This window comes from Streptococcus sp. FSL E2-3494, from assembly GCF_038007085.1.
Taxonomy (GTDB): Bacteria; Bacillota; Bacilli; order Lactobacillales; family Streptococcaceae; genus Streptococcus; species Streptococcus thermophilus.
Map to the genome: position 1 here is coordinate 827,135 of NZ_JBBOWN010000001.1, position 25,250 is coordinate 852,384.

Consider the following 25,250-nt stretch of genomic DNA (forward strand, 5'->3'; position numbering starts at 1 on the left):
GACGAAAAGCTAACATCTAGAGAGGACCGGATAGGTCCTTTTTTTATGTATGTTCAGTGTGATGAAGACACGCTTCTTAAAGTTGATAAAGTTTCTAAAACCGAAGCCCAAACGTTTGATGTCTTTGATCAACTTATTAGTCGCTTCAAGTTTCGCGTTTGAATAGTCCGTTTCTAGTGCGTTTTTGATGTATTGCTTGTGTCTAAGAAAAGTCCTAAAGACAGTTTGAAAATAATGATTGACCTTGCTCCTATTTTCCTCTATCAGTTCAAAGAACTCATCTACTCTCTTCTCCTGAAAGTGAAAAAGCAAAAGCTGATAAAGTGTATAGTAGTCAGTAAGCTCTTTTGAAAAGACTAGTGTCTTCGCAACAACTTCATGTGGTGCTAAAGTTTGACGGAAAGTCTTTGAATAAAAAGAGTTGAGAGATAGTTTACGGCTGTCCTTTTGGAAGAGTCGCCAGTGATTTTTCAGGGCTCGATAGGGTAGTGACTTCTTATCGAACTGGTTCATAATTGCAATTCTTGTCTTTAAAAAGGCACGTCCAAGGTGCTGGATGATGTGGAAACGATCAAGAACGATTTTTGCGTTTGGAAAGAGCTTGCGAGCCAGTGGAATATAAGCTCCAGACATATCCATCGTGATAAACTGTACCTGTTGTCGGACTTTCAATGGATACTTCAAAAAGTAGTTTCGTATAGTAGTTTGGCGGCGATTATCAAGGATGGTTATGAGTTCGTTTGTCTCATAATTCTGCGCCACAAAAGCCAATTCCCCTTTCTTGAACCCAAACTCATCCCAGGACATAACAGCAGGGAGTTTGTCATAATGTTCCTTGAAAGTAAACTGATCAAGCTTACGATAGACAGTGGACGTCGACACGCGAAGTCTTCTTGCAATATCAGTTAGTGACACTTTCTCAGTTAGGAGTTGTGTAACTTTTTGTCGGACTAGATTGGAGATTTGGCAGTTTTTCTCAACGATAGATGTCTCAGCCACCCTTACTCTCCTACAACTTTTACACTGGAAACGACGTTTTTTCAGACGTAGTAGAGTTGGCGTTCCCGCTTGCTCGAGAAGAGGGATTTTAGAAGGCTTTTGAAAGTCGTACTTGATCATCTTTCCATGGCAATGAGGACATGATGGTGCAGGGTAATCAAGTTTTGCTTTAATCTCGATATGAGTGTCAGTTTCAAAAACAAGTGAAATCTTGATATTTTGGTCTTTAATTCCGATTAATTCTGTGTTATTCTTAATAAGTCTCATAAGTTCTTCCTAATGATGGTTTGGTTGCTTTTCATTATAGTTCTTATGGGACTTTTTGTCTGCATTCAAAAAGCTCTATAATCTCTATGGTGGTTTTACCCACTACAGAAATTATAGAGCCAAAATTTATTCGGTTTCTTTTTTGATTCTAGGTTGTAATAATTGATATTACAATAAAACCAAGTATAATAATGTCACATAAAAGATTACAACACAGGAGAAAATCATATGACATACGATTACAATAGTAAGATTTACCTCGCAGAGGCGGTACTCAATGTAAAGGACTTAGCTGGTCAGACGGAGACGGCCTTTTACACACAGATTGTTGGACTTGGAATCCTAACCAAAACGGAAAGGGAAGTTGTTTTAGGAGCTGGAAACAAGCCTTTGGTCCATCTGATTCAGACCAATCGTGAGGAAGCGGTCAAGTCCAGTTATGGTATCTACCATATGGCGATTTTGTTACCGTCTCGCGAAGATTTAGCAGATGTTTTCAAACATATTGCTGATCTGGATTATCCATTTGTCGGTGCAGCTGACCATGGTTATAGTGAAGCCCTTTATTTGGAAGACCTTGAAGGCAATGGTATTGAGCTTTATAGAGACAAGCCGGTTGCTGAATGGGATATTCGTGAGGATGGTCGCATCGTTGGTGTCACAGAAGAGTTATCAGCTCAAGAAATTTACGATATGGGACGGAAGGTTGAGCCTTTTGTGATAGCTAAGGATACTCGCATGGGGCATATTCATTTATCAGTCAAAGATAGTCAGCTAGCAAGTACTTTCTATCAGGATGTTTTAGAGCTAGCGGATAAGTTTACCATTCCAAGCGCTAGTTGGATTGCTTCAGGTGATTACCACCGTCACCTTGCTGTCAACGAGTGGGGCGGAAAAAACTTGTCCAAACGTGACAAAGATATGCCTGGTATTGCTTACCACGTCATTGAATTGGCAAACAAGGACGACTTGGTTGGCATAGCAGAGCGTACTAACAATCGTGGAGGCAAGGTCAAATGGTCATCTTCTAATGAGTTAACAGTTTAGGATAAGGATGGTATTTTGACACGCGTAAGAAAGAAATATTAATAACTAGTGATTTTTTGAGTCGTAACTATTGACGTTACATTTTTAACGGCTATAATGGTTATTGTAATCAAAGTTATTACAAAGTAGCTTAACAATTTTAACAATTAACATTTATGATAAAGGAAGAGGGAATACCTATGACCTACTTTACAGACTTACAAATAAAACGCCGTTCAATCTATGCTTTGGGAAAAGACCTTGAGCTCTCTAACCAAGAATTGATTGAAACCATTCAAGGAGCTGTCCTTAACACACCAACAGCCTTCAACTCACAAACATCACGTGTGGTGATCTTGCTGGATGAAGAATCAGATGCTTTCTGGAATGAAATCGCTTATTCAGAGCTTGAAAAAGTAACGCCAGCAGAAGCTTTTGAGGCAACAAAAGAACGTTTGGCAGGTTTTGCTCAAGCTAAGGGAACAATCCTCTTCTATGAAGATCAAGATGTAGTGAAAGGCCTTCAAGAGCAATTCCCACTTTACGCTGAAAACTTCCCAATTTGGTCAGAGCAAGGTCATGGAATCGCCCTTTATGCGACATGGTTGGCTTTGGCTGAGAAGAATATCGGTATGAACGTACAACACTACAATCCACTTGTTGATGAACAATTAGCTGAAAAATATGACATTCCAGCTAACTGGAAACTCCGTGCTCAAGCACCATTTGGTCAAATCGTAGCAGCAGCAGGAGACAAAGACATCCAAACAGAAGGTCGTTTCAAAGTTTTTGGCGATAAATAATCACTTTAACTCAGGCAGTTAGCTTGACAATTGGCTGTACTATGACTGAACATTATCAAAATTATAAGACAAAAAAGTAGCAGGATTGAGAAATCTTGTTATTTTTTTGTATCCTAATACCAGTTAGTAGATTAATTATAAATGAAAGCTATAACTTGAGATTTGAAACCCTTTTCACTACAATAGAACTATAGAAAAGGAGGCGGACATGAAGTATATTGAGTTTGCTGAAAATGAGCGTTTATCAACCATTGTTCTTAGGATGATGCGGATTAGTCATATGAGTGAAGATGAGGTGGAGGTCTAGGTGGATACAGCCTTGTCGATTGGCATTAACACTTTTGACCTAGCGGACATCTATGGTGATGGCCAGTGTGAGGTTCTGCTGGGGAAGGTTCTCAAGCGCCGTCCGGATCTTCGAAATCAGATGTGGATTCAGTCCAAGTGTGGTATTCGCAAGGATAGCTTTACCTATTTTGATTTTTCCAAGGACTATATTTTGGACTCCGTTGATGGCATCCTTGAGCGTCTGCAGATTGAACGATTAGATAGTCTCCTCCTTCACCGACCGGATGCCCTCATGGAGCCTGAAGAAGTGGCGGCAGCTTTTGACCACTTGGAGCAAGTAGGAAAGGTTCGTCATTTTGGAGTGTCCAATCAAAATCCTATGATGATGGAATTGCTCAAAACGGCTGTCAAACAGCACCTAAAAGTCAACCAGTTGCAGTTGAGTGCCGGCCTTTACACCGAGCTTTGAGGCTGGTTTTCATGTTAATATGGAAGGTCCTAAAGCAGCCGTGCGAGATGGCAGTGTCTTTGAGTATTGTCGCTTAAATAACACAGTGATTCAGGCTTGGTCCGTCCTCCAGCATGGCTATTTCGAGGGGAATTTTGTCGGAAATGAAGAGTTTGCAGCCCTTAATCATGTCCTTAATGACTTGGCGAAGAAATACCAGGTCACTCCGACAGCTATCGCCCTTGCTTGGGTCCTCCGCTATCCAGGTAAGATGCAGGCTGTCATCGGAACAACCAAGCCCCAGCATGTCCTTGAAGTGGGGAAAGCAGCAGAAGTCACCTTGACCCGCAAGGAATGGTACCAAATCTACCTGTCTGCAGGTAATGATTTACCTTAGAATATTTATTAGTAGACCAGACGTCACTTGTATCGGTGAGCTGGTTTTTTGTTTTATGCTTTGCAGATTTTTCTTGGCAAGTCTTTCTTTGTTATGGTATTTGTTAGGTAACAAATGTTGCGTAACAACTGTTGCGTGAAAGGAGTCTTATGCCACCAAAGGTTAAATTTAGTAAAGAGACTATGATTGGGACGGCTTTACAATTGGTGAGAGAGAAGGGCATGGCTAGTTTGACGGCTGGGGCATTAGAGAAACTGGGAGCTACACCAAGAGTCATTTTTGGGCAATTTGCTAATATGTCTGAGTTACAAGCAGAGGTTATTATTGCTGCGGAGATGGTCGTGGTGGAGTATATACGCAAGTCCTTAGAAGATGAGAAGCCGTTTCGATATGTCGGGGTTGCTTATATCCTGTTCGCCTCAAAAGAGCCCCAACTCTTTCAATTGCTTTTCCAAAATCCTAGCAAGGATCCGATTCGTCGCTTTCAAGATTTTCTTCCCATGAAGGATCATAGTTACCAATTGGTTCTGGATTCGATTATCGCAGATTATCCGTTGACGTTAGAGGAAGCTAGTCGCTTGTACCAGCATCTATTTGTCTACTCACATGGGATGACCTCTTTGGTTGCTTCTGGTATTTATCAGTTCAGCATGGAAGAAGTGATTTGATTAATGACAGAAGTTTGTCAATCTCTCATCAAAGAAATGGTAGGAAAGAAATGATTCAACTAGAAAATGTTCACAAAAGCTATGGTCAAACCAAGGTTTTAAAAGTAATTGATTTGCAGATTCAAGACCAGGATGATGTGGTTATCCTAGACCCTTCTGGATCAGGAAAGTCAATCCTCTTAAACGTATTATCCGGATTAGACAAGGTAGATGAGGGGCATATTCTCATTCAAGGACAGGATTTATCTCAACTCACGGATGCTCAATTGACAGCCTTCAGACGTGAGAAGATTTCCTTTATTTTCCAGCAGTATTATTTATTGCCTAATCTAACGGTTAGACAAAATGTAAAGATGGGAGCTGACCTGGCAAACAATCACGATTTTTTGCAGATCATTGAGGATTTGGGTCTTGGCGATAAGCTGGACAAGTATCTAAGTGAATTGTCTGGTGGGGAACATCAGAGAGAGTCTATAGCTCGGGCCTTGGCCAAAAAGCCAGAGATTCTTTTCTTAGATGAGTCAACGGGAGCTCTCGATGAAGAAACAGGGCGCAAGATTCTTGACTATATCTGGAAGTTGAAGGAAAAGCTGGGCTTTTACCTTAATCATGGTGACGCACAACCAAAATATTGCGGATATGGCAAGAACCATCATTCGCGTCAATAGTGGCAAGATTACCGAAGTGGTGACCAACGATCAGCCTCAGACTACCTATGAGATTGGATGGTAAGCCATGTTTTCAGTAAAAGATATTCGAAAATTAGTTGTCGTCAGTATTATTGGGGCTTGTGCGGTCTCTGTGGCCAATCTCTTCTTGAATTTTTACCTGGATATCGAGCAGTTGGAGATTTCTAAAACCAATACGATGATTCAGACCTACTATGATGCCCAGGTTTCGCTATCTTGGATGGTGGTCATGGTTCAGTGGGGTTGTCTTGTCCTTAACGTCAATCCTACTCATGTGTTTTTATATCAAACAATTTGTCGATGACCACAAGGAATAATTAGGAATTTTAAAGACTTTGCGGTATAGCAATGGCCAGTTGGCTAAACGATTTTGGGCTTTTGGACTCAGTTTTGGAGCTGGAGCGCTCCTTGGCTATTTCGCTTCTTTTCTCATGATGGGACATTTTTATGACTTCCGCTTATTAACATTGTCCCAGAATCCTTGCATTCTTTGCTATGATAGCGTGAGATGGACACTGTTTTAATTTTAAAAGATTGAAACATGTCTCGAGGATAATATAACAGGTCTAAAGGACAAAGTGAATTTTTTTATGAAGGAGGAGAATCAACATGTCTGATAAACAAATGAAAACCCTATGTTGGGTAGCGACCTTCATGTCAGTAATGATGTACGTATCTTACGTGCCACAAATCATGGACAATCTGTCTGGTCATGAAGGAAACTTTATTCAACCTTTGGTAGCAGCTGTCAACTGTAGTCTTTGGGTTTACTATGGTCTCTTTAAAAAAGAACGTGACCTTCCCCTGGCTGATGCAAATGCGCCAGGTATCATCTTTGGAATGATTACAGCATTGACAGCTTTGTTCTAAAATAAAGAGAATTTTCTTTCTATACTTTTTTTCTTAACACAGAAAACGAGAGCAGAACCGGCGACAGTCAGTGATTGTCGTTCTAGTTTTACTCTCGTTTTTTGTTTTTAGTTATTGAGAAGAAACGTGATAGTCTCTTCCATTTTTAGTGGATCAGTTTTGGAAGAAAAGCGTTCGACGACTTGTCCTTCACGGTTAATCAAAAACTTAGCAAAGTTCCACTCAATTCTAGCCCCAAGTGGTCCGGATTTTTCTTTCTTAAGCCAATCAAAAAGTGGCTCAGCTTCCTTACCATTGACCCTGATTTTGGCAAAACGAGGGAAGGTTGTATGGTAGTTGAGGGTGCAAAAGGTGTTTATTTCTTCAGCACTACCTGGAGCCTGACCCATAAACTGATTACAAGGAAAATCAAGAATCTCGAATCCTTGGTCTTTGTATTTGTCATAGAGTTTCTGTAAGCCCTGATACTGTGGCGTCAAACCACAGCCTGTTGCTGTGTTGACAATTAGAACTACCTTTCCCTTATAGTCCTGGAGAGACACAGGTTGGTCAGCTTGGTCTGAAACTGTAAAATCGTATAAGTTAGTCATAAAAAGTCTCCTTTGCTTTGTTTGAGACTATTATAGCAAAGTTAGTCAGATAAGTGATTTTTCAAGAAGACCAGAGATTAAATGATGTTTGTGATAGAAATTATTTATCTTGGCGTTAAGAATTACTTATAACCAACAGGGATAATACTTTATAGTGATAGATAGCTTGATAATAGATAACTACTGGCTTGATTGGGAGTTTGATACTTTAATCATAAATTAAATTTATGGCAGAGGATAAAATTTTTTTATTTTACTGATTTGTTATTCTCTGATAGGATTATGTCATTCACTTTTGAAACAGCGATGATAATAGGAGTTTATAGAATTTTAGGTATGTTCATTAAGCTGTTGATATTAGGATAAAAGAAAAGGAGAATCTTATGTCAGAAAAAAGAGAGTTAGTTTTGAAAGCATTTCGTGGAGAGAGTGTTGATCGTGTTCCAGTAGGATTTTGGCATCATTTTACAACTGAAGACGAGTGGTTACATGGTTTTGAAAATCCAGGAATTATTGATAAGAACAAAGCTGGTCATAAAAATTTTATTGCAGAAGTCAAACCTGATTTTGTTAAATTGATGAGTGATGGTTTCTTTGCCTACCCACAACCAGCTAAAGATTTTAAATCAATCAGTGATTTGCAAAGGCTTGAACCTTTAGGTGCAAAACATCCTTGGATTTCTGCACAAGTTGAACTTGTAAAAAGTCTGATTGCCGATTTTCCTGAAGATATTGTTGCAATTTACAATATTTTCGCTCCTGTTACTTATTTTAAATGGTTAGTTGGAAGAGTTTCAGGTGGGGATGATCTTATCGCAGATTACATGGTGGAGAACCGTAAGGCGTTTAATCATGTTTTAGATGTTATTGGCGAAGACATTGCAAGTCTTAGTCAGAGGGTGATTGAAGAAGCAGGTGCTGATGGTATTTACCTAAGTGTTCAAAGTATTCAAGATAATCGTGTTAGCGCTGAGATTTATAAGGAAATCATTGCTCCAAGTGAATTAAAGGTTTTAGAAGCAGCTAACGAAGCTAAAGGACATAATATTCTACATATTTGTGGTTATGAAGGGGCCCGTAACAACATTGAACTTTTTAAAGATTATCCTGCTCAGGTAGTTAATTGGGCGGTTGTTTCTGAAGGAATTAGTTTGGCAGAAGGTCGTAATATTTTTGGTGGCCGGACAGTTCTTGGAGGTTTTGAAAATGGTAAAGATGGTCTTTTATACAATGGAAGTAAAGAGGTCATTCAAGAAAAGGTTAAAGAGATTATTGCTGATACAGGAACTCATGGGTTAATCATAGGGGCTGATTGTACGATTCCTAGTGATATTAGCCTCGAGCGTATTGCATGGGTTCGTGAAGCAGCAATTTTATAAGAAATAGGAGAGATTAATATGAGTAAAAAGACATGGATTATTGGTGGAGCTGTTGTTGTAGCACTTATTGGAGCTACAGTTATTGGACGTAGTTTAACAGGAGATAAAAAGGGAAAATCAGACTCTGGAAAGGTGACAACACTAAAAGTTGCCCATAATCAGAACTATGTTCCTTATGATTTTGTGGATAAAGATGGTAACTCTGATGGCTATGAGGTAGCTGTATTAAAGGAAATTGATAAAAAGCTTCCTCAGTATAAATTTGAATATACAGGAACAAGTGATGATGACCTCTTAATCGGTCTGGAGTCAGGTAAATATGATATTGGTACTAAGGGTGCTTGGTACACAGATGAACGAGCTAAAAAGTTCATCATACCAAAAGATCCAATTGGAGCAAGTATTATTGGATTTACCATTCGTAAGGAAGATAAAGATAAATATAAAAATATCTCAGATTTTGCCAAACAAAAGGGGAAATTGGTACCTATCTCACCACAAAATGCACAGTGGAATGTTATCAAGGAGTATAACGATAAACATAAAGATCAGCCAATTGAGTTGACATCTGCAGAATCTTTCCAAGTTTCAGATGCCTATGCATGGGTCTTGGAAAATCGTTATGATGCTTATTTTGATATTAAATTGTCTTTTGAAAAAGCTGTGACTGATAAGGATGGTGCTTATCATAAATATGCGGATAAGTTAACTTGGTTCCCATATAAAGGTATTCCGACTTACCCACTCTTCCATCGTGATAGTAAGAATGAAGAGTTTTCAAAAGAATATACTAAGGCTATCAAGGAACTAAAAGAAGACGGTACGCTTGAAAAGTTATCTAAAAAATACTTTGGCGAAGATGTTTTTTCATTTGTTGATAAATAATTAGATTGTGATGTATAAACAGTGGGCTACTTTGATAAGCTTCTGAACGAGTTTAGTTAGGAGAAAATATGGTCAATTACGACATTTCAAAAGTGATTGGAGCAATTCCCGAAATCATAAAGGGCTTACCAATGACATTGTTAGTTCTCTTGTTAACGACTATACTAGGGTCGTTATTAGGAGGTTTGATAACATGGGCAAGTCTTTCTAAGAATAAAGTTCTTGAAAATCTGGCTAAGGGTTATGTTTTTATCTTACGTTGTACTCCACCTATTGTATTGTTGTTCTTGGTATTCTATGGAGTTCCTGAATTTCTCAATTGGTGGTTAGGGTTAGATATAAACGATTGGTCTAAATTGATATTTGTTCTTGTGACCATGGTTCTCCTATTTTCAGCAATGATATCAGAAGTGTTTAAAGCAGCTTATCAAGCAATTCCTAAAGGACAATTAGAAGCTGGGCTTAGTATTGGACTTACTTCTGAACAAACTTTTGTAAGAATTATTACTCCTCAAGCATTTAGGATTGCTTTACCTAATATTACAACAGCTATGCTTAACCTAATGCGTGATTCAGCATTGGCTTATACGATTGGATTTATTGATGTCATGGGGAAGGGAAACCTTTTGATTAGTCGTCATTTAGGAAATTATTCTTTGGAGACATACACAGCTGTTGCCCTTGTATATTGGGGAATAGCATTAATAATATCTCTAATTTCTAGAATGATAGAGAAAAAATTGAGTATCAAAGCGAGGTAAAAAATGAATTCAACTTTTATTATTGATACCTTTATCAAAGCTTTACATGGGGTCCCAGTAACACTTGGAATCATGGTTGTGGCTATTCTATTGAGTTTTCTACCTGCTCTTTTCTTAGCGTTAGGTCAAATTTATCAGGTTAGAGGTGTCAAAACATTTTCAGTTATTTATCTTGCCTTTATCCGAGCAACGCCACCCATTTTGTTAATTTTATTTTTTTATAGTTTATTCCCCAGTTTACTAAACCAGTTTTTTAAAGGAATTGGAAGTCATGTAGATATCTTCAAGGTTAATCCGCTCTACTATGCTTTTATTATCTATAGCTTGATGACAACAGGAAGCTTATCTGAAATCATTCGTTCAGCATTGCTAACTGTTGATAAGGGGCAGCTAGAAGCTGCACAAGCCATAGGTTTAACAACAAGACAAGCCTATTTGAGAATAGTTTTTCCACAAGCGCTTAAAGCTGCTCTGCCAAATTTGTGTAACTTAGTTATTAATATTGTAAAAGGTACCTCACTTGTTTTTGTTATGACGATTAAGGATATAACAGCAATTGCACGAGTTGAAGCAGCATATGGATATCAATATTTTGAATCTTATTTTGTCATCTTCATTTTATATTTAATCATTTGTGGTATCATTCAAGTTCTCTTTAATTTTGGAGAAAGAAAATTGCAATTTACGTAGAGGGAGTCACTATGCTAGAAGCTAAACATATATCAAAAACATTTGGAGATCGTCAGGTTCTTGTTGATGTTAATCTACAAGTGAAACAGGGAGATGTAGTTGTTATATTGGGACCATCTGGTTCAGGAAAAACAACTTTCTTACGTTGCCTTAATCATTTGGAAAATGCAGATGGAGGGCAATTAACAATTGCTGGTAAGGATTACTCTTTGGACAAATTGTCGAAAAAAGAGATTTTGGATATACGAAAGAAAACGGCTTTTGTATTCCAACATTACAATTTATTTGCCAATAAGACTGCCATTGAGAACATCTTAGAAGGTTTAGTGATTGCTAGAAAAGTTCCAAAAGGTGAAGCACAACAAATTGCTAAAGAGGCACTTAAGAAAGTTGGTCTTTTGGAGTTTAAAGATTACTATCCTTCACAACTTTCAGGTGGTCAACAACAACGTATTGGCTTAGCCAGAGCAATTGCAGTTAAACCAGAAGTTATCTTGTTGGATGAACCAACATCTGCACTTGATCCAGAGTTAGTCGGGGATGTTCTCGACGTTATGAAACAACTTGCTAATGAAGGAACAACAATGGTAGTCGTTACTCATGAGATGGGCTTTGCACGAGATGTAGCTAATCATGTTGTCTTTATGGATGGTGGCCATGTCATTGAAGAGGGGAGTCCAAAGGACATTTTTTACAGACCAAAAGAAAAACGCACCCAACAATTTTTGGCACGTATTCTTTCTGATGCTAGTTACGACTTGGAATATATGATTTAAAAAACTACTGTGTTGATTAGGAATGAAAAAAACAAAGACGAGTTTAGTTTATCTTTGTTTATTTATTACTTATAGGTAATCTACTGCAAGGATAGGAGTGTTCTTTTTAGATGGTACACGTGTTTTGACACCATTATTCCCTTTAGGGAGACGTAATTTTGCAGTTCCTTGGTTTGAAGAATTTGTTTGGTGTTTGTAGTTAACAGGGATACGCGTTTTTACACCGTTATTGCCTTTAGGAAGACGAAATTTTTTATTATTTGTTGGTATAACTGGAGTAGTTGGTGTAACAGGTTTTTCAGCTGTACCTTCAGTTACTTCCTTGTAAATATACGTGATTGTCACAGTATTTGAGATACTAAATTTGTGTGACTTAATTTCTTGGTCATCGATTAATTGTAGCTCATATGTTTTACCATTTACCTGAATTGTTTTAGGTGCAGTCGGGGAAATAGGCATAGTAAGCTAAATCAATATCGCGTCTAACCATGTTGACTTTTGTTGGAGCAATTTCCTGTCCCTTATCATCGACAAAACGGGCCTGTTGCGCGACAGTTGGCGGCAAGGCTAACATCATCATAGAAGTAGGTGACATCAATAATGGGACTTGAAACAATTCCTTTTTTTGGAGCACCGTAATTACTCTTGTTGTTAAGCACCATGTCATCGTATTTAGCAAAATACCATGTTTTTCCATTTTCATCGGTAACGGTTGCTGGCGCAAAAGCTTTGTCGTATTCAGTGAAAGCAGGGGTTTAAATCGTTGCGTAAAGCACATCTGTTTGAAAGCTGAATTGTGAGTAACTTGCTTCGGTTGTTCGACGGATATGATGAATACGAACTTCTGACACACGCTCATCAACTGTTGGTGTGTATACAACTGGACTTGATTCTTCAAGATTTACAGGGGTTGCATTTTCAATTGCTGGTGCAGGTGCAGTTACTTCCTCATTAAGGACAGCAGTGGTCGCTGAGTTAACTTCAGTGGCAGGATTAGCAGTAGTAACTGTGTTTGCGGATTCGTTTGCTAGATTAACATCAACGGCTGAAGCAGGGATGTTTTCAACAACTAGGTTTTCAAAAGAAGTGTTATCAAGAGCCTCTTTAGCGGGAAGACTTACTGGCAATTATTGTTCATCTGCAAGTGCAGAAGATGATAGCCCAAGTGCTAAAATTGCAGCACTAAGACCCAATAATAGCATGTAATTTCTTATTCATGTTCTTTAATTCCTCCTTGATATATTGTGATTATAACAGAGGATATTATGAAAATACAATTCCCCATAGCGACCAAGGTTGGCAATACCAACATCAGTATTATCATCAATTTTTAGAGGATCAAGGGATCCAACCGTCCATGTCACGTAAGGGAAATAGTCCAGACAATGGTATGATGGAGTCTTTCTTTGGCATTCTCAAGTCTGAGATGTTTTATGGTTACGAGAAGATGTTTCACTCACTTGAGCAATTGGAACAAGCTATTGTAGACTATATTGATTATTACAACAACAAACACATTAAGGTAAAATTAAAAGGACTTGGTCCTGTGCAATACAGAACTAAATCCTGGAAAGTCAACGAAAAACTAGACACGGAGTTAAGAGAATTTAAGAATTATATTTTTCAAAGTCTTTTGGAGACTTGTAATCAAGACCTGAATGCATCCTTTTTGTATTGTAATAGGTCTCAATGTATTTAAATATTTCTTGAGTAGCCTCAGCTCTTGTCTCAAAATGAGCATCATTAATAAGCTCCCTCTTTAGCGTCTTATAAAAAGACTCCATCATTGCATTGTCATAGGGATTTCCTTTACGACTCATGCTAGATTGAGCACCGACTTGACGAAGAGTAGATTGATAACGAGAGCTTGTATATTGACTCCCTTGATCAGTATGGACAATCAAGCCAGGCTGAGGATGTTCTTTCCCACAAGCTTGTAAGAAGCAATCCCTCACCAGTTTATCTTGCATCCGTGAAGACATTGACCAGCCTACAATCTTACGTGAAAAAACGTCGATATTCACGGCTAAGTATAAGGTGCCTTCTTTGGTAGGGATATAGGTCATGTCTCCCAGCCATACTTTATTAGGAGCTGTTGCTTTAAAGATCTGATTAATTAAATTGGGTCTTGAAAGCGAAGCTCCTTTTCTGTTGTAATGTTTATATTTATAACGGCTTCCCTTGGCATAAAGTCCCATCAAGTGCATCAGTTTCCCAACACGTTTCGTGTTGGTCATAATACCAGTATTATGAAGTACCTTGGTAATTCTAACCGCACCATAGCGTCCCTTATGCTCATGAAAGACAGCTTTTATCTTCTCTGAGAGAATTTCTCTCTCCACTTGTTGTTTTGAAGGACGACGATGCATGTATTCATAGAAACCTGAGCGAGAAACCTTAAGAACTTTTACTGCATGCTTAATTTTTATCTTCCCATAATGTTTCAAGAGAAATTCAAAACGTTTTACTTGCTTCGCTTCAAGAAGACCCGGAACTTTTTTAGAAGTTCAAGTTCCTCCTGAAGATAACGATTTTCTTTCTCTAACAATTTAATCTTATGTTGGGCATTAGCTAGGGCTGTCCCATTGCCTGGAAAAGCACTTTCTCCATATTCTTCAACTTCTTGAACCCAGCGATAAAGACTATTGGCATGAACCTCAAGCTCTTGGCTGACTTCTTTAACAGAGTAACCCTCTTCAAGAATGAGTTTTACTGCAGAATTTTTAAATTGTTTATCGAATTTTCTTCTTGCCATAATAAACCTTTCCACGATTTCTCTTAACTTTGTGTCTAGTTTATTATAACCTTTCCATCCTTTGGATAAATTAGTTGTCTAACTTTTTGGGGTCAGTACAATACTAGAGTCCTCCTAGCCTATCATTTTGGTGTCAAAAAAACCAAGACATAAGTCTTGGTTTCATCTCATCTTAAGACACCACATGTCCATCTTTATCGAAGGTATAGATTTTACCATCGATGAGGACAGAGCGGTTAGTGTATCTTTCCCCTGTTTTAGGGTCGAAATAATAGGTGTAGTTATCAACTGTGACAAAGCGTCCGAGGACTTGTTTGCCTTCAGCGTCGAAGTAGAGGACTTTTCCGTCAAATTCTTGGAAGCCGGTAACTTTCTCACTTTTGTCATTGTAGTAATAGTTGTCACCCTTATCGTAGAGAATACGATTGCGATAGGCAGGTTCATCCTTGCGGTCAGTAACTACGCCATTGTCATCAGCATTGTAGGCTCTGTATCCTATGACAAAACGTCCTGTTTCAAGGTTGCCACTAGCTAGGAAGTAGTAGTCTTTGCCGTCGATGGTTTGCCAATCGGTAAGAGCAGCTCCGTCGTTGCCATAGTAGCGTGTTGGGTAGTATGGATAGCGTGGAGAGCCTTCATAATTGTATGATTTTGAAAAGGCGTTGCGTGTCATGATACCAGTCAATTGGTCAAATTGGTAAGTTTTACCGTTAATTGTAGCCTCTGTTCCTTTGGCTTGACGACCATCTTCATAGAAATAGTAACTGACGCCATCAAAGGTCTTCAAACCAGTGACTTTTTGACCATTTTTATAGAGATAACTTGTACCGCTAGGATCCGTTTGCAATTGGTCAAAGTGGATGGCTTTTTCTTTTGTCGCATCAATACCCTTGGCATCAAAATTAAAGGTCACACCTCGATAGGTAAGGGCTTTGTTAGTTGTTGTAATGGCAACGTTTGTGGTCACTTTTTGGCCATTTGGGGCTGTGAAGGTCATTGGCATTGAGTCGAAGTGGTAGAGGTGTCCATTAAGAATGTTCCATTCATCAAAAGTTGACCATTGTGATTGGCGGATGCTACTATATTTAGACCCAATAACCTTACAATCATACTGATAAGGACCTTCTTTGATATTACCGTTAGTATCTGTGACATAGACACCCTCAAGCTCATAAGCATTTTCACCAGTACGCTTGAATTCAGGCTAGAGACCGTTTGTCAAGAGTTTCCCATCTGGACTAAAGAGTTGTGAGCTGATGACTCCTGTGTAAAGGTTTCCTTTGGGGGTATCGTCATCAGAATAGTCGCTAGCGTAGTATCGGTTACCGTTGACTTCTAACCAGCCTGTCTTGAAGGCACCGTCATTGCCAGCGTAATAGATTTTTTCAGAGAAGTTGCCATAAGGGCCAGTTGATGTATCGTGATAAAAGGCATTACGAAGGGTAGCACCAGTATCTTTGTTGGCGACGTAGTAGTTTTCACCTAGGTTGAAAATACCTCCTCGAACTTGTTGGCGCCTTTATTGTTAAAGTAGTAGAGGTCCTTGTTAATGGTTTGGAAACCAGTGACCTTTTTGCCGTTAGCATCGTAGTAGTACCATTCTTGATCGGTACCCTTAACAAATTGGTTTTGATGTGTGGTTTGGTCAGCTTTAGTGGTTACCACACCATTATTGTCAAAGTTATAGACCGTACCGTTTAAGGTAAGTGAACGATTAACCCACTTGTCACCTGTATTTGGATCGAAGTAGTAGGTTTTGCCGTCAACAGTAACCAATTGTCCCTTGGCTTGAACGCCATATTCGTGGAAACATAGGTTCTGTCCGTTAATGGTTTGGAAACCAGAGACGGCTCTTTACCATCAGCTTCGAAATAGTACCAAGCATCATCTCTATTAACGAATTGGTTAGTTACTGGATTTCCATTATCCTTATCGAAATAGTAAATATCGTTATTGTAGTAAAGAAAGTCACCTTTGACTTGTTGGCCACTATCATTGAAGTAATGAAGGTTACCGTCCACTGTTTGAAAACCGTGAAGCGCTCTACCATCTTTGCCAAAGTAATACCAATTCCCCTGATCGTCAGAAACATAGCGATTGGTTACCATGATACCAGTCTTAGTATCAAAGTAATACTGTTGGCCGTTCAGGTTATGCACGCATGTCTTATAGTCCGGATTGGCTACGGGCTACGGTCTAGGAATTCGGCATCAAAACCAAATGGGGCTGAGAAACCTTTAGTTGCCTTGAAGTACCTCATGTAATACCAATGACCAGCTTTATCTGAAACAAAGACAAAATTAGGTTGATTGCCAGTAGCATCAAAGTAGTAAAGATCGCCATTCTCGGTGACGAAGTCATCTTTGACCATCTTGCCATCTTTGTCGAAGTAGTAAAAACCAAAGTATTTATGGTTGACGTTGTCAAGAGCTTGTCGACCTGTTACACGACGCCCATTGTCTTTATCGAAATAGTAGCTATCACCATCAATAGTGATGATTTCGTTTTTAGCTTGTCTACCATCTTCGTGGAAGTAGAGGTTAATGCCATCAATGTTCTGAGCACCAGTGACGGGTTTGCCATCTTTTCCAAGGTAATACCAGTTGTGGTTATTATCTTCGATAAACTGGTTGCGTTTGTTAGTTTCAGGAAGAACAGGTGTTAAACGTCCTTGGGCATCTGCATTATAGGTTTGACCATCGATGTTGATAGAAGTATTTGTTACCTTACGTCCATTGTCCTGGTCATAGTAGAAAAATTGTCCATTTTCAGTGACAATTTCCCCCTTGGCCTACTTGCCATTCTCGTGGAAATAAAGGTCGAAATGGTCAACGTTTTGAGCACCAGTCAGATTTTTCCCGTCTTTGAGATAGTACCAGTTGCCATCAGCATCGCTCTTGAAATGACCACCAGAAACGACAGCAGTTTCAACAGATTCTGGTACTTGACTGTTTACGTCAGTAGCTGAGCTAGCTACTTCTGAATTTGAAGTAGCAGTTCTTGTTTCGATGCTAGCCAAATTGTAAGTGCTACTTGCTTGGTCTTCTTTATGGACAGGCTGCTTATCAGCTGTAACAGTAGCAGTTGAATCAGTTGTATGATTGGTTGCGACTTGATTAGCTTTTGTCGTAGCTACAGTTGTTTCTGTGACGACAAGATCTGGATTTTGGCTGACGCTCTCAGCTGTGTTAGCTGAGCTTAATGGATTTGTTGCCTGCTCGTCGGCAGAGACACTAACTCCAATCAAAGAGGCACAAAATGCCAAACCAGACACGGCAATGGTAACCCATTGTATCTTCACTTTATGAAGTTTAAATTGAACTCTATTTTCCATAAAAGTTACCCTTTTCCTTTTAATGCCACCTTTCTAACATCTTTCATTAGAAAAATCAAACGCAATTGGTAACCTTTCCATAGTGTTTTCTAATTTAAATGATCCCAATTTACTAAAACTGCAGAATAATGGACAACTAAAGCAAAGTTTTGAGCAGTCGGTTTTTGATAGATATAGGGCACACGTTAGAAAATACTTATTACGAAATCTTAATCTTGATATGTTTTTTATTAATAGAGGTATAAAAACACAGAAATAGCTCTATTTTTGTCTTGCAGTATGGTATAATAGTGCGGTATTTCTCAGAAAATGGAGTATAAAAATGAGTATTTTTCGTAAAAAGGATGTTGGTTTGTCTCAAACCGAGATGAAACGGCATCTGACCCTTAGGGATGTAGTCCTTCTGGGAATCGGTGCCATGGTTGGGACAGGAATCTTTACGATTACTGGTACCGCGGCATCAACCTTGGCAGGTCCAGCCCTGATTATTTCGGTTTTGATTTCAGCCGTTTGTGTGGGTATGTCGGCGATTTTCTTTGCTGAGTTTGCCTCACGCTATCCATCCGCTGGTGGTGTTTATGGTTATCTCTATGCTTCTTGGGGTGAGTACCCTGCTTGGATGGGCGGATGGCTTACAATGATCGTTTTCATGAACGCCGTGTCTAGTGTTGCCTCTGGTTGGGGAGCCTACCTCAAGGGGCTCTTGGCAAGCTTTGGTCTACAGCTCCCCAAGGCTATCAGTGGCCCTTTTAATCCGAGTCAGGGGACCTATATTGACCTATTGCCAGTCTTGGTTTTGGTGCTTGTGACGGCTCTTCTCCTCATGGATTCCAAACAAGTCCTTCGTTTGAACTCACTCCTAGTAGTGCTTAAGTTCTCTGCCTTGGCGGTTTTCATCCTAGTTGGTCTTTTCCATCTGAATCCGGACAACTGGGCTAACTTTGCACCATTTGGCTTCGGCCAAATTTATGGTGGGAAGACGGGGATTATGGCAGGTGCTTCTCTCATGTTCTTTGGTTTTCTTGGATTTGAATCCATTTCTATGACAGTAGATGAGATTAAGGAACCACAAAAGAATGTTCCTCGAGGTATAGTTCTCGCTTTGATTATCGTCGCTTCACTTTATGCAGTGGTTTCATTAGTCTTGACGGGAGTTGTCCACTATACCAAGTTAAATGTCGACGATGCCGTAGCTTATGCCCTTCGTTATATTGGTGTGTCTTGGGCAGCCAATTATGTATCGGTAGTTGCCATTATGACCTTGATTACCGTATGTATTTCCATGGCCTATGCCCTTAGTCGCATGGTTTATAGCTTGGCGCGTGATGGATTTCTTCCACAAACTTTTCAAAAGGTTTCAAAGACCCATAAGGTTCCACATTATGCGACACTTTTGACTGGAGTCCTTTCTGCCATCTCATCAGGCATCTTTTCTTTGGCTAATATGGCATCCTTGGTTAATATTTCGACTTTGGCTTATTTGGTCCTCTTGGCTATTGCTCTTATCATTCTTCGTAAAGACAAGGGCTTGCCACAGAAGGATGAGTTCAAGGTCCCATTTGTTCCTGTCTTACCAATCCTTTCCATCATCGTCTGTCTCTCATTTATGAGTCAGTACAGTTGGCAAACCTGGTCAGCCTTTGGCATAGCAGTGCTAATTGGTTCGGCTATTTATGCCTTTTACGGTTACAAACATTCTAAGTATTAAGATGAGAATGGTAGAGCCCTTTTGGCCTACCATTTTTGATATTTGAAGTAGAGACAGACTAGCTCACAATTTGGTTTTGATGGGACAAAAGACAGTAATTAGCTCACCTGTCGACTTGTTTGCAGTTAGCTAGGCCCCATTGCCCAAGTAAAATGCCGTTTGTATTATTGAAACAACTAAAATTGTGGTTCTTCCTTTTAAACAAGTTAGCGTTGACCATACAAAGAAGGTAAAGGAGATTGAATCCTAGCTTACTGGCAAAAGATTCATGAGGACCTCTTTAGCAAATGGTTGCATGAGGCCGGATTGAATTTTAGTTAGGAAAGCCAAGTTGTTTTGGAAAAATTTAGACTGGTCTATCCTAGAGATTGAAAGTTCTCAATATTTTGGGGACTTTTTTACTTTAAGTAAAGATTAACGTTTCTTTAAGCCTTGTTCTAGTTTTCTAGTGTTTAATAGAGTCATCGCAAAAGTAAGTAGAAGGTTTAATAGATGACATACAAACATACCAAACAAACACAAGAACGTTATGCCATTAAGAAATCATCAAAACGGGAAAAAAGTTGGGGCAGTCCTAGTCGCTAGCTTAATTTTGGGTAGCTCAGTTGTACAAACTAATCTTGTTCAAAAATAAAATAAAAGCTCTAAGGCTAACCAGTCTGCTAAAAGTTCACAAAGTAGCCAAGTAAATAAATCAACTTTACCAGATACTGGTGATGTGAGTAGCTTGGGATTAGGTGCATTAGGAGCTGTACTTATGAAACATCATTTGCACTTAAAGGAAGCAAGCGTTCTCGTAAGTAATTTCAGTTTAGAAAAAAATAAAAAAGAAGTTCTCTTGCCAAATGGCTTGAAAACTTCTTTTTTGTCTTATTTTTTAAAGCTATTTTTAAGGACTTCAACCGCATCATCAACGCCTTCTTTAACATATTTGATACCGTCTTTTGCTTTTTCTACAACTTTTTCAACCGCACCTTCGATTTCAGTCTTTTTATCGCCAGTCAGTTTACCAGCACCCTCTTTAAGAGCTCCTTTAGCTTGATTCAATTTATCTTCGATACCCATGATAGTACCTCCTTTTTTATGATGAGACCATTGTAGAAAATCTTAGACCGTAATGCAAGTGATTTGTCTAATAAGTCACGACATTAATGTTTCCTTTATCATATTCAGTGATGAAGATATCTAAAATGTTGTCATATCCCATTTTTGACGAAGATTTTGGATGCCAATGATTGGCTTTCAGTTCAGGTCCACCCAGATGATGCTTATGGACTTGAACATGAAGGTGAGCTTGGTAAAATAGAGTGTTGGTATATCATTCCCGCTGAACCAGGTGCAGAAATCATTTATGGTCACAATGCTAAATCAAAAGAAGAATTGCGCCAGCAAATTGAAAGTAAGGATTGGGAAAATTTCTTGACCAAGGTTCCAGTTAAAGCAGGAGATTTCTTCTATGTACCAAGTGGTACCATGCATGCTATTGGTGCAGGTATCATGGTTCTTGAAACACAACAATCTAGTGATACGACTTTATCGTGTTTATGATTTTGACCGTAAGGATGACCAAGGCAATTTGCGTGATCTCCATCTAGAAAAATCTATCGACGCGCTTACTATCGGTGAACCTGCCAACAGTCGCCCAGTTACAACAAAAGTAGATGATCTCAAATCAACGCTCTTAGTGGCAAGTGATTTCTTTGCTGTTTACAAATGGGAAATTTCAGGTAAGGCTGATTTTGAAAAGACTGCTGATTACAGTTTGTTTAGTGTGCTTGATGGTCAAGGAAGCCTTAACGTAGACGGGCAAGATTACGACATTGCCAAAGGAGGTTATTTCATTCTACCAAGCGATGTTCAAGCTTGGGAAATCGAGGGAAATCTTGAACTAATTGTTAGTCACCCATAATTTAAGTCGTTAAACGAGACGAGATAGGAATCTTGTCTAGTTTTTTCATACAATCAGACAGAATATTTGAAATTTTAAAAACCTTTGTGGATAAGTTTCAATAGCTTGAAATTCCAAATTAATCATGTCATACTAATTAAGTTAACTAAAAGTATTAATGAACAAGCCGTTTCCTTTTGAAACGTCATGTTTTGTTTTAGATTGGAGTAACTTATGTTAAAAAAAGGAGGCCTTACAGCCCTTTTACTGTTTGGTATGTTCTTCGGAGCGGGAAACCTAACTTTCCCACCTCAGCTAGGCTTTGAATCTGGAGGTCATTTCTGGCCAGCTATTGCCGGTTTTGTTCTATCTGGTGTCGGAATTGCAATTCTAACACTTATTATTGGGACTCTAAATCCGAAGGGATATATTCATGAGATTTCTCAAAAAATCTCACCTAAGTTTGCCTTGCTATACTTGTCGGTGCTTTACTTGTCTATTGGACCATTCTTTGCCATCCCAAGGACAGCAGCAACAGCTTTTTCAATTGGTATTGAACCAATGCTTGGTAATAGTCATACTAGTCTATGGTTACTTGCCTTCACAGCCGTTTATTTTGCCTTGGCTTTATGGATTGCAATGAATCCTTCTAAGATTTTAGATAGTATTGGTCGAATCCTGACTCCTATTTTTGCCCTATTAATCGTTATTTTGATTGTAGTTGGTGCCTTTAAATATGGTGGTCATAGCACACATACTGCAACAGAAGCTTATAAAGCCTCAGCTTTTGGTAATGGTTTCTTGGAAGGGTACAATACTTTAGATGCCTTGGCTTCGGTAGCCTTTAGTGTGGTGGCAGTAGTAACCCTCAATCAATTAGGCTTTAAATCTAAAAAAGAGTACATCTCAACCATTTGGATTGTAGGTATTCTGGTTGGATTGATGTTCTCAGGTTTATACTTAGGTCTAGCATTCTTGGGTAACCATTTCCCACTTGATACATCAACTTTGGGAGAAGGTGCTAACCTTGGAGCAGCAGTTCTATCGAGTGCAACACAGGCTATCTTTGGTCCGATTTCACAGATTTTCCTAGCAGTTATGGTAACAGTGACGTGCTTTACGACAACAGCAGGCTTGATTGTGGCGACCGGTGAGTTCTTTAATAAGGCCTTCCCACAAGTCTCATACAAAACCTATGCTATTGTCTTTACTCTTATTGGATTTGCGATTGCCAACTTGGGACTTAATAATATCATTGCTTTCTCAGTACCAGTACTTTTGATTCTTTACCCAATTACAATTACAATTGTTATGATTGTAATTGCTAATAAGTTTGTAGCCTTGTCTAAACCTGGTATGCAAATTACAGTTACTGTAGTGACACTTATCGCTTTGCTTAGTGTAATTGGCAGTCAGTTCAAACTTGCAGGACTTAATGCCATCATTAACTTCCTTCCATTATCGGGAGCATCATTGCCATGGTTGATACCAGCCATCTTGTGTATCCTCTTGTCTCTCGTTTTACCAGATAAAATCAAGAGCGAAAGCTTTGAAATGGAATAAAAATAAAATCCTATCACAATTGTGATGGATTTTTTTTGTGTGGGTGATAGATTTTATTTATGGGTAGATAGGTTTTAGTAATGTCATCTCTCATTTTTCTTTTTATAAGAGTATTTAGAAATGTATAAAACCATTATTCTATAAGGAAATATAGATAGATTAAAAATTTGCAATAAATATTTTTTATAGCTAGCCATAATTTATGACAATTATGCAAGTTTAGAATGCAATGTTATGATATGGACTATGAAATTTTCGAGAGAGGTAACCCGATGACTGATACTTTTTATAGTAAATTAGCTAAAGTGAGACACTATATTCATGAACATCCAGAGATTTCTGAGCAAGAATATGAAACAACAAAATATATAAAAAACTATTTATCTGAGCTTGAAATCAAACCTTTGGATTATCCATTGGAGACAGGTGTGATTGCTGAGATTGGATCTGGGTTACCAATTATAGCTTTACGTGCTGATATTGATGCACTTCCAATTGTTGAGAGGACGAATCTTGACTATGCTAGTTCAAATGGTGCTATGCATGCGTGTGGTCATGATTTTCACCAAACAAGTTTGCTTGGTGCAGCAGAACTACTGAAAGAGCGTGAAGCTGAATTAAATGGGACAGTTAGGTTGATATTCCAACCAGCTGAGGAGAACTTTCAAGGTGGTCATAAGGTTATTGAAGCTGGTGGGCTTGAAAATGTTTCAGCTATTATTGGTTACCATAATAACCCGCATCTAAAACCAGGTCAAATTGGATTACGCTCAGGTGCAATTATGGCAGGGGTTGAACAGTTTAAAGTAATAGTAAATGGAGTGAGTGCTCACGCAGCTCGTCCAGACCTTGGTGTTGATACTGTTTTGGTTATTACGACAATCATTAATAATTTGCAAAATATCGTGTCTCGTACGGTATCACCTTTTGAATCAGCTGTTTTATCAGTTACTCATATTGATGTAGGTACAACTTGGAATGTCCTTCCAGCAAATGGTTATTTTGAAGGAACCATTCGTTCCTTTGATCCAGAGGTAAGACTTTCTGTAATTGAAAGATTTGAGAAAGTCGTAAAAGCTGTTTCGCAACAATTTGATGCAAGAGTTGAGATCAATTGGGGAAATGCTCCAAATGTAACATTTAACGATAGAGACTTGACACCAATCATTTTTGAAAATAGCAAAAAGTTTGCTGAAGTGATTGAAACACTTCCTTCAACAGGAGGAGAGGATTTTGCTGCTTATCAGGAAAAGATTCCTGGGGTCTTTGCTTTTGTAGGTTCAAATGGTGAAGAGAATGCTCCTGATTGGCACCATGATGATTTTATTGTTAGAGATGAAGCTTTACCAGTTGCAGTGAATTATTTCGTTGAAAGTGCATTTGCGCTACTGAATCATTTTAAAAAGGAGTAACGATGGTAAAACGCATTATTAGAATGAGACTATCAGAATATATAAATAAGGCCGGTATTTTGAATCAACTCCCATCTTTATTGAAGGATAGAGGAATTGATCGATCTATTATTCTGACAGACGAGATAGTACTGGAAGTTATCAAACCATTTCTCCCAGAAAGCTTTTTAGTTGAAAATCTATAATATTGTTCACGGGATATTGCACATTCCAAGAAGTTGAAAGAATAGAAAAAATTATCACTGATGCGGATGCTTTAATTGCTTTTGGTGATGGTCAGTTGGTAGACACAGCAAAACTTGTAACTGATAACTTATCGATAAAATCAGTTATCGTCCAAACAGTTCCTTCAAACTGTGCCGCCCTTATAACAAAGAGTATTGTCTATTCTGAGGCTCACGAAAAAATAGCTAATGTGAGACATAAAAAAGCGGTGGATTTAGTCTTGTTGGAACCAGATATTCTAAAGACAGCACCACGAAAATATCTTTTATGGGGCATTGGGGATACACTTGCTAAATTTTATGAAATAAGACGACAAATTACCAAGGAAAATGAGAACCTTGTCTCTGCACAAATAGGAAAAGAGTATATTACAATCTGTAGGCGTGAAGTGTTGAAGGTGACTGACATTGAAGCCCTAGACGATTTAGCATTGACCAATTTATTTGATACGATTTTCTTAGTTGCTGCATCTGTAGATGGGATATTGGATCAAGATGGTAGAAGTGTTATAGCTCATGCATTTTATAATGGCTATGTCAAAGTAAAACCGGATTATATAAAAACACACGGAGAAGCTGTTGCTTTAGGAAGTCTTCTACAGACAATCATTGAAAGGGAGCCTTCGGCAGTTTATCGTAAGGAGATTGAGGACTACCACGCTAAGATTGGTTTACCTTTGACATTAAAAGAACTGGGCTTGGATACAGACGAAGAGCTTGATGAATTATCTAACTATATATCTAAATCAAATGATAGCCGAGTTCAATCAGTATTCCCAGGTTTGGAAGCACACATTGTCAGGGAAGCTTTAGAAGAAATTAGAGGATAG

At 38.6% G+C, this 25,250-nt stretch carries 25 protein-coding genes and 9 pseudogenes; 20 read left to right on the forward strand and 14 right to left on the reverse strand.

Annotated elements, in window-relative coordinates; all coding sequences use genetic code 11:
- Window positions 1–16: 16 nt before the first annotated feature.
- A pseudogene (locus tag NST05_RS04315) lies at window positions 17–1,266 on the reverse strand (ISL3 family transposase).
- A 228-nt stretch (window positions 1,267–1,494) separates the two neighbouring features.
- On the opposite strand from NST05_RS04315, the gene NST05_RS04320 reads away from it, so the two are divergent.
- The 8 genes and pseudogenes from NST05_RS04320 to NST05_RS04355 all read left to right on the forward strand — a co-directional run bounded on the left by NST05_RS04320 (window position 1,495) and on the right by NST05_RS04355 (window position 6,455).
- Window positions 1,495–2,313 (forward strand): VOC family protein, encoded by an 819-nt coding sequence (locus tag NST05_RS04320; RefSeq protein ID WP_084828940.1) that lies wholly within the window; start codon window positions 1,495–1,497, stop codon window positions 2,311–2,313.
- Window positions 2,314–2,492: 179 nt separating this feature from the next.
- Window positions 2,493–3,095 carry a nitroreductase family protein gene (locus NST05_RS04325; RefSeq protein ID WP_064355605.1) on the forward strand — a complete coding sequence of 201 codons (603 nt, stop codon included), beginning with the start codon at window positions 2,493–2,495 and terminating at the stop codon, window positions 3,093–3,095.
- Between the two features lie 208 nt (window positions 3,096–3,303).
- Window positions 3,304–3,402: a glutamyl-tRNA amidotransferase gene (locus tag NST05_RS04330; protein WP_223899660.1), complete on the forward strand. Its 99-nt coding sequence runs from the start codon at window positions 3,304–3,306 to the stop codon at window positions 3,400–3,402.
- Window positions 3,403–4,228: pseudogene (locus tag NST05_RS04335) on the forward strand (aldo/keto reductase).
- 149 nt (window positions 4,229–4,377) lie between these two features.
- Entirely contained in the window at window positions 4,378–4,896 is a 519-nt protein-coding gene (locus NST05_RS04340; RefSeq protein WP_084828939.1) for a WHG domain-containing protein, read from the forward strand.
- A 50-nt stretch (window positions 4,897–4,946) separates the two neighbouring features.
- A pseudogene (locus NST05_RS04345) lies at window positions 4,947–5,628 on the forward strand (ABC transporter ATP-binding protein).
- Window positions 5,629–5,631: 3 nt separating this feature from the next.
- Window positions 5,632–6,043: pseudogene (locus tag NST05_RS04350) on the forward strand (ABC transporter permease); the annotation flags it as partial.
- Window positions 6,044–6,194: 151 nt separating this feature from the next.
- Window positions 6,195–6,455: a SemiSWEET family transporter gene (locus NST05_RS04355; RefSeq protein ID WP_084828938.1), complete on the forward strand. Its 261-nt coding sequence runs from the start codon at window positions 6,195–6,197 to the stop codon at window positions 6,453–6,455.
- Window positions 6,456–6,562: 107 nt separating this feature from the next.
- On the opposite strand, the gene NST05_RS04360 is transcribed toward NST05_RS04355, so the two are convergent.
- A complete protein-coding gene (locus NST05_RS04360) occupies window positions 6,563–7,045 on the reverse strand; it encodes a glutathione peroxidase (RefSeq protein WP_084828937.1) in 483 nt (160 codons plus the stop codon).
- A 383-nt stretch (window positions 7,046–7,428) separates the two neighbouring features.
- On the opposite strand from NST05_RS04360, the gene NST05_RS04365 reads away from it, so the two are divergent.
- From NST05_RS04365 to NST05_RS04385, 5 genes are all read left to right on the forward strand, one after another.
- Window positions 7,429–8,424, forward strand: a complete 996-nt coding sequence (locus NST05_RS04365) for a uroporphyrinogen decarboxylase family protein (protein WP_340742904.1) — start codon at window positions 7,429–7,431, stop codon at window positions 8,422–8,424.
- Between the two features lie 18 nt (window positions 8,425–8,442).
- The gene (locus tag NST05_RS04370; RefSeq protein WP_084828935.1) at window positions 8,443–9,309 is read left to right on the forward strand and encodes a transporter substrate-binding domain-containing protein; all 867 of its coding nucleotides are present in this window, start codon (window positions 8,443–8,445) and stop codon (window positions 9,307–9,309) included.
- 68 nt (window positions 9,310–9,377) lie between these two features.
- Entirely contained in the window at window positions 9,378–10,070 is a 693-nt protein-coding gene (locus NST05_RS04375) for an amino acid ABC transporter permease (RefSeq protein WP_084828934.1), read from the forward strand.
- A gap of 3 nt (window positions 10,071–10,073) precedes the next feature.
- Window positions 10,074–10,760 carry an amino acid ABC transporter permease gene (locus NST05_RS04380; RefSeq protein WP_084828933.1) on the forward strand — a complete coding sequence of 229 codons (687 nt, stop codon included), beginning with the start codon at window positions 10,074–10,076 and terminating at the stop codon, window positions 10,758–10,760.
- An 11-nt stretch (window positions 10,761–10,771) separates the two neighbouring features.
- Entirely contained in the window at window positions 10,772–11,536 is a 765-nt protein-coding gene (locus tag NST05_RS04385) for an amino acid ABC transporter ATP-binding protein (RefSeq protein WP_084828932.1), read from the forward strand.
- 69 nt (window positions 11,537–11,605) lie between these two features.
- Here the strand turns inward: NST05_RS04385 and NST05_RS04390 are convergent, their stop codons facing one another.
- The 3 genes from NST05_RS04390 to NST05_RS04400 are packed head-to-tail and all read right to left on the reverse strand — an operon-like array spanning window position 11,606 to window position 12,663.
- Window positions 11,606–11,995 (reverse strand): hypothetical protein, encoded by a 390-nt coding sequence (locus NST05_RS04390; protein WP_228024395.1) that lies wholly within the window; start codon window positions 11,993–11,995, stop codon window positions 11,606–11,608.
- On the reverse strand, window positions 11,970–12,233 hold the full coding sequence (locus NST05_RS04395; protein WP_340742905.1) for a hypothetical protein: 264 nt from the start codon (window positions 12,231–12,233) through the stop codon (window positions 11,970–11,972). The genes NST05_RS04390 and NST05_RS04395 overlap by 26 nt, the downstream gene beginning before the upstream one ends.
- A gap of 58 nt (window positions 12,234–12,291) precedes the next feature.
- Window positions 12,292–12,663 carry a hypothetical protein gene (locus NST05_RS04400; RefSeq protein ID WP_134973317.1) on the reverse strand — a complete coding sequence of 124 codons (372 nt, stop codon included), beginning with the start codon at window positions 12,661–12,663 and terminating at the stop codon, window positions 12,292–12,294.
- A 137-nt stretch (window positions 12,664–12,800) separates the two neighbouring features.
- Between NST05_RS04400 and NST05_RS04405 the strand changes: the two are divergent.
- A pseudogene (locus tag NST05_RS04405) lies at window positions 12,801–13,106 on the forward strand (IS3 family transposase); the annotation flags it as partial.
- A gap of 37 nt (window positions 13,107–13,143) precedes the next feature.
- Here NST05_RS04405 and NST05_RS04410 read toward each other — a convergent pair.
- The 7 genes and pseudogenes from NST05_RS04410 to NST05_RS04440 all read right to left on the reverse strand — a co-directional run bounded on the left by NST05_RS04410 (window position 13,144) and on the right by NST05_RS04440 (window position 17,625).
- Window positions 13,144–14,291, reverse strand: a protein-coding gene (locus NST05_RS04410) for an IS3 family transposase (protein WP_099421341.1) whose coding sequence is annotated in 2 segments (ribosomal slippage) — window positions 13,144–14,039 and window positions 14,039–14,291 — 1,149 coding nt in all. Because the reading frame shifts where the segments join, the coding sequence is not laid out codon by codon here.
- Window positions 14,292–14,463: 172 nt separating this feature from the next.
- Window positions 14,464–15,258: a hypothetical protein gene (locus NST05_RS04415; protein WP_334222915.1), complete on the reverse strand. Its 795-nt coding sequence runs from the start codon at window positions 15,256–15,258 to the stop codon at window positions 14,464–14,466.
- 515 nt (window positions 15,259–15,773) lie between these two features.
- Window positions 15,774–15,956 (reverse strand): hypothetical protein, encoded by a 183-nt coding sequence (locus tag NST05_RS04420; RefSeq protein WP_223899663.1) that lies wholly within the window; start codon window positions 15,954–15,956, stop codon window positions 15,774–15,776.
- A 105-nt stretch (window positions 15,957–16,061) separates the two neighbouring features.
- Window positions 16,062–16,121, reverse strand: a pseudogene (locus tag NST05_RS04425) (hypothetical protein); the annotation flags it as partial.
- 47 nt (window positions 16,122–16,168) lie between these two features.
- A pseudogene (locus NST05_RS04430) lies at window positions 16,169–16,399 on the reverse strand (hypothetical protein); the annotation flags it as partial.
- Window positions 16,400–16,473: 74 nt separating this feature from the next.
- The gene (locus NST05_RS04435) at window positions 16,474–17,070 is read right to left on the reverse strand and encodes a hypothetical protein (RefSeq protein WP_322745648.1); all 597 of its coding nucleotides are present in this window, start codon (window positions 17,068–17,070) and stop codon (window positions 16,474–16,476) included.
- Window positions 17,071–17,082: 12 nt separating this feature from the next.
- Window positions 17,083–17,625, reverse strand: a complete 543-nt coding sequence (locus tag NST05_RS04440; protein WP_223899664.1) for a hypothetical protein — start codon at window positions 17,623–17,625, stop codon at window positions 17,083–17,085.
- Window positions 17,626–17,947: 322 nt separating this feature from the next.
- Between NST05_RS04440 and NST05_RS04445 the strand changes: the two genes are divergently transcribed.
- On the forward strand, window positions 17,948–19,333 hold the full coding sequence (locus NST05_RS04445) for an amino acid permease (RefSeq protein ID WP_022097091.1): 1,386 nt from the start codon (window positions 17,948–17,950) through the stop codon (window positions 19,331–19,333).
- A gap of 870 nt (window positions 19,334–20,203) precedes the next feature.
- Here NST05_RS04445 and NST05_RS04450 read toward each other — a convergent pair.
- Together NST05_RS04450 and NST05_RS04455 are read right to left on the reverse strand one after the other, a co-directional pair.
- Window positions 20,204–20,398, reverse strand: a complete 195-nt coding sequence (locus NST05_RS04450) for a CsbD family protein (protein WP_014608492.1) — start codon at window positions 20,396–20,398, stop codon at window positions 20,204–20,206.
- Window positions 20,399–20,465: 67 nt separating this feature from the next.
- Window positions 20,466–20,543 (reverse strand): annotated as a pseudogene (locus NST05_RS04455) (DUF421 domain-containing protein); the annotation flags it as partial.
- Here NST05_RS04455 and manA point away from each other — a divergent pair.
- From manA to NST05_RS04480, 5 genes and pseudogenes are all read left to right on the forward strand, one after another.
- A pseudogene (gene manA / locus NST05_RS04460) lies at window positions 20,537–21,242 on the forward strand (mannose-6-phosphate isomerase, class I); the annotation flags it as partial. The pseudogenes NST05_RS04455 and manA overlap by 7 nt on opposite strands.
- A 213-nt stretch (window positions 21,243–21,455) precedes the next feature.
- Complete coding sequence (gene brnQ, locus NST05_RS04465; RefSeq protein WP_014608489.1) at window positions 21,456–22,784, forward strand: branched-chain amino acid transport system II carrier protein; 1,329 nt, start codon at window positions 21,456–21,458, stop codon at window positions 22,782–22,784.
- A gap of 272 nt (window positions 22,785–23,056) precedes the next feature.
- Entirely contained in the window at window positions 23,057–24,196 is a 1,140-nt protein-coding gene (locus NST05_RS04470) for a M20 peptidase aminoacylase family protein (protein WP_340742906.1), read from the forward strand.
- A gap of 2 nt (window positions 24,197–24,198) precedes the next feature.
- The gene (locus NST05_RS04475; RefSeq protein WP_002953250.1) at window positions 24,199–24,381 is read left to right on the forward strand and encodes a hypothetical protein; all 183 of its coding nucleotides are present in this window, start codon (window positions 24,199–24,201) and stop codon (window positions 24,379–24,381) included.
- A 2-nt stretch (window positions 24,382–24,383) separates the two neighbouring features.
- Complete coding sequence (locus NST05_RS04480) at window positions 24,384–25,250, forward strand: iron-containing alcohol dehydrogenase (protein WP_252989140.1); 867 nt, start codon at window positions 24,384–24,386, stop codon at window positions 25,248–25,250.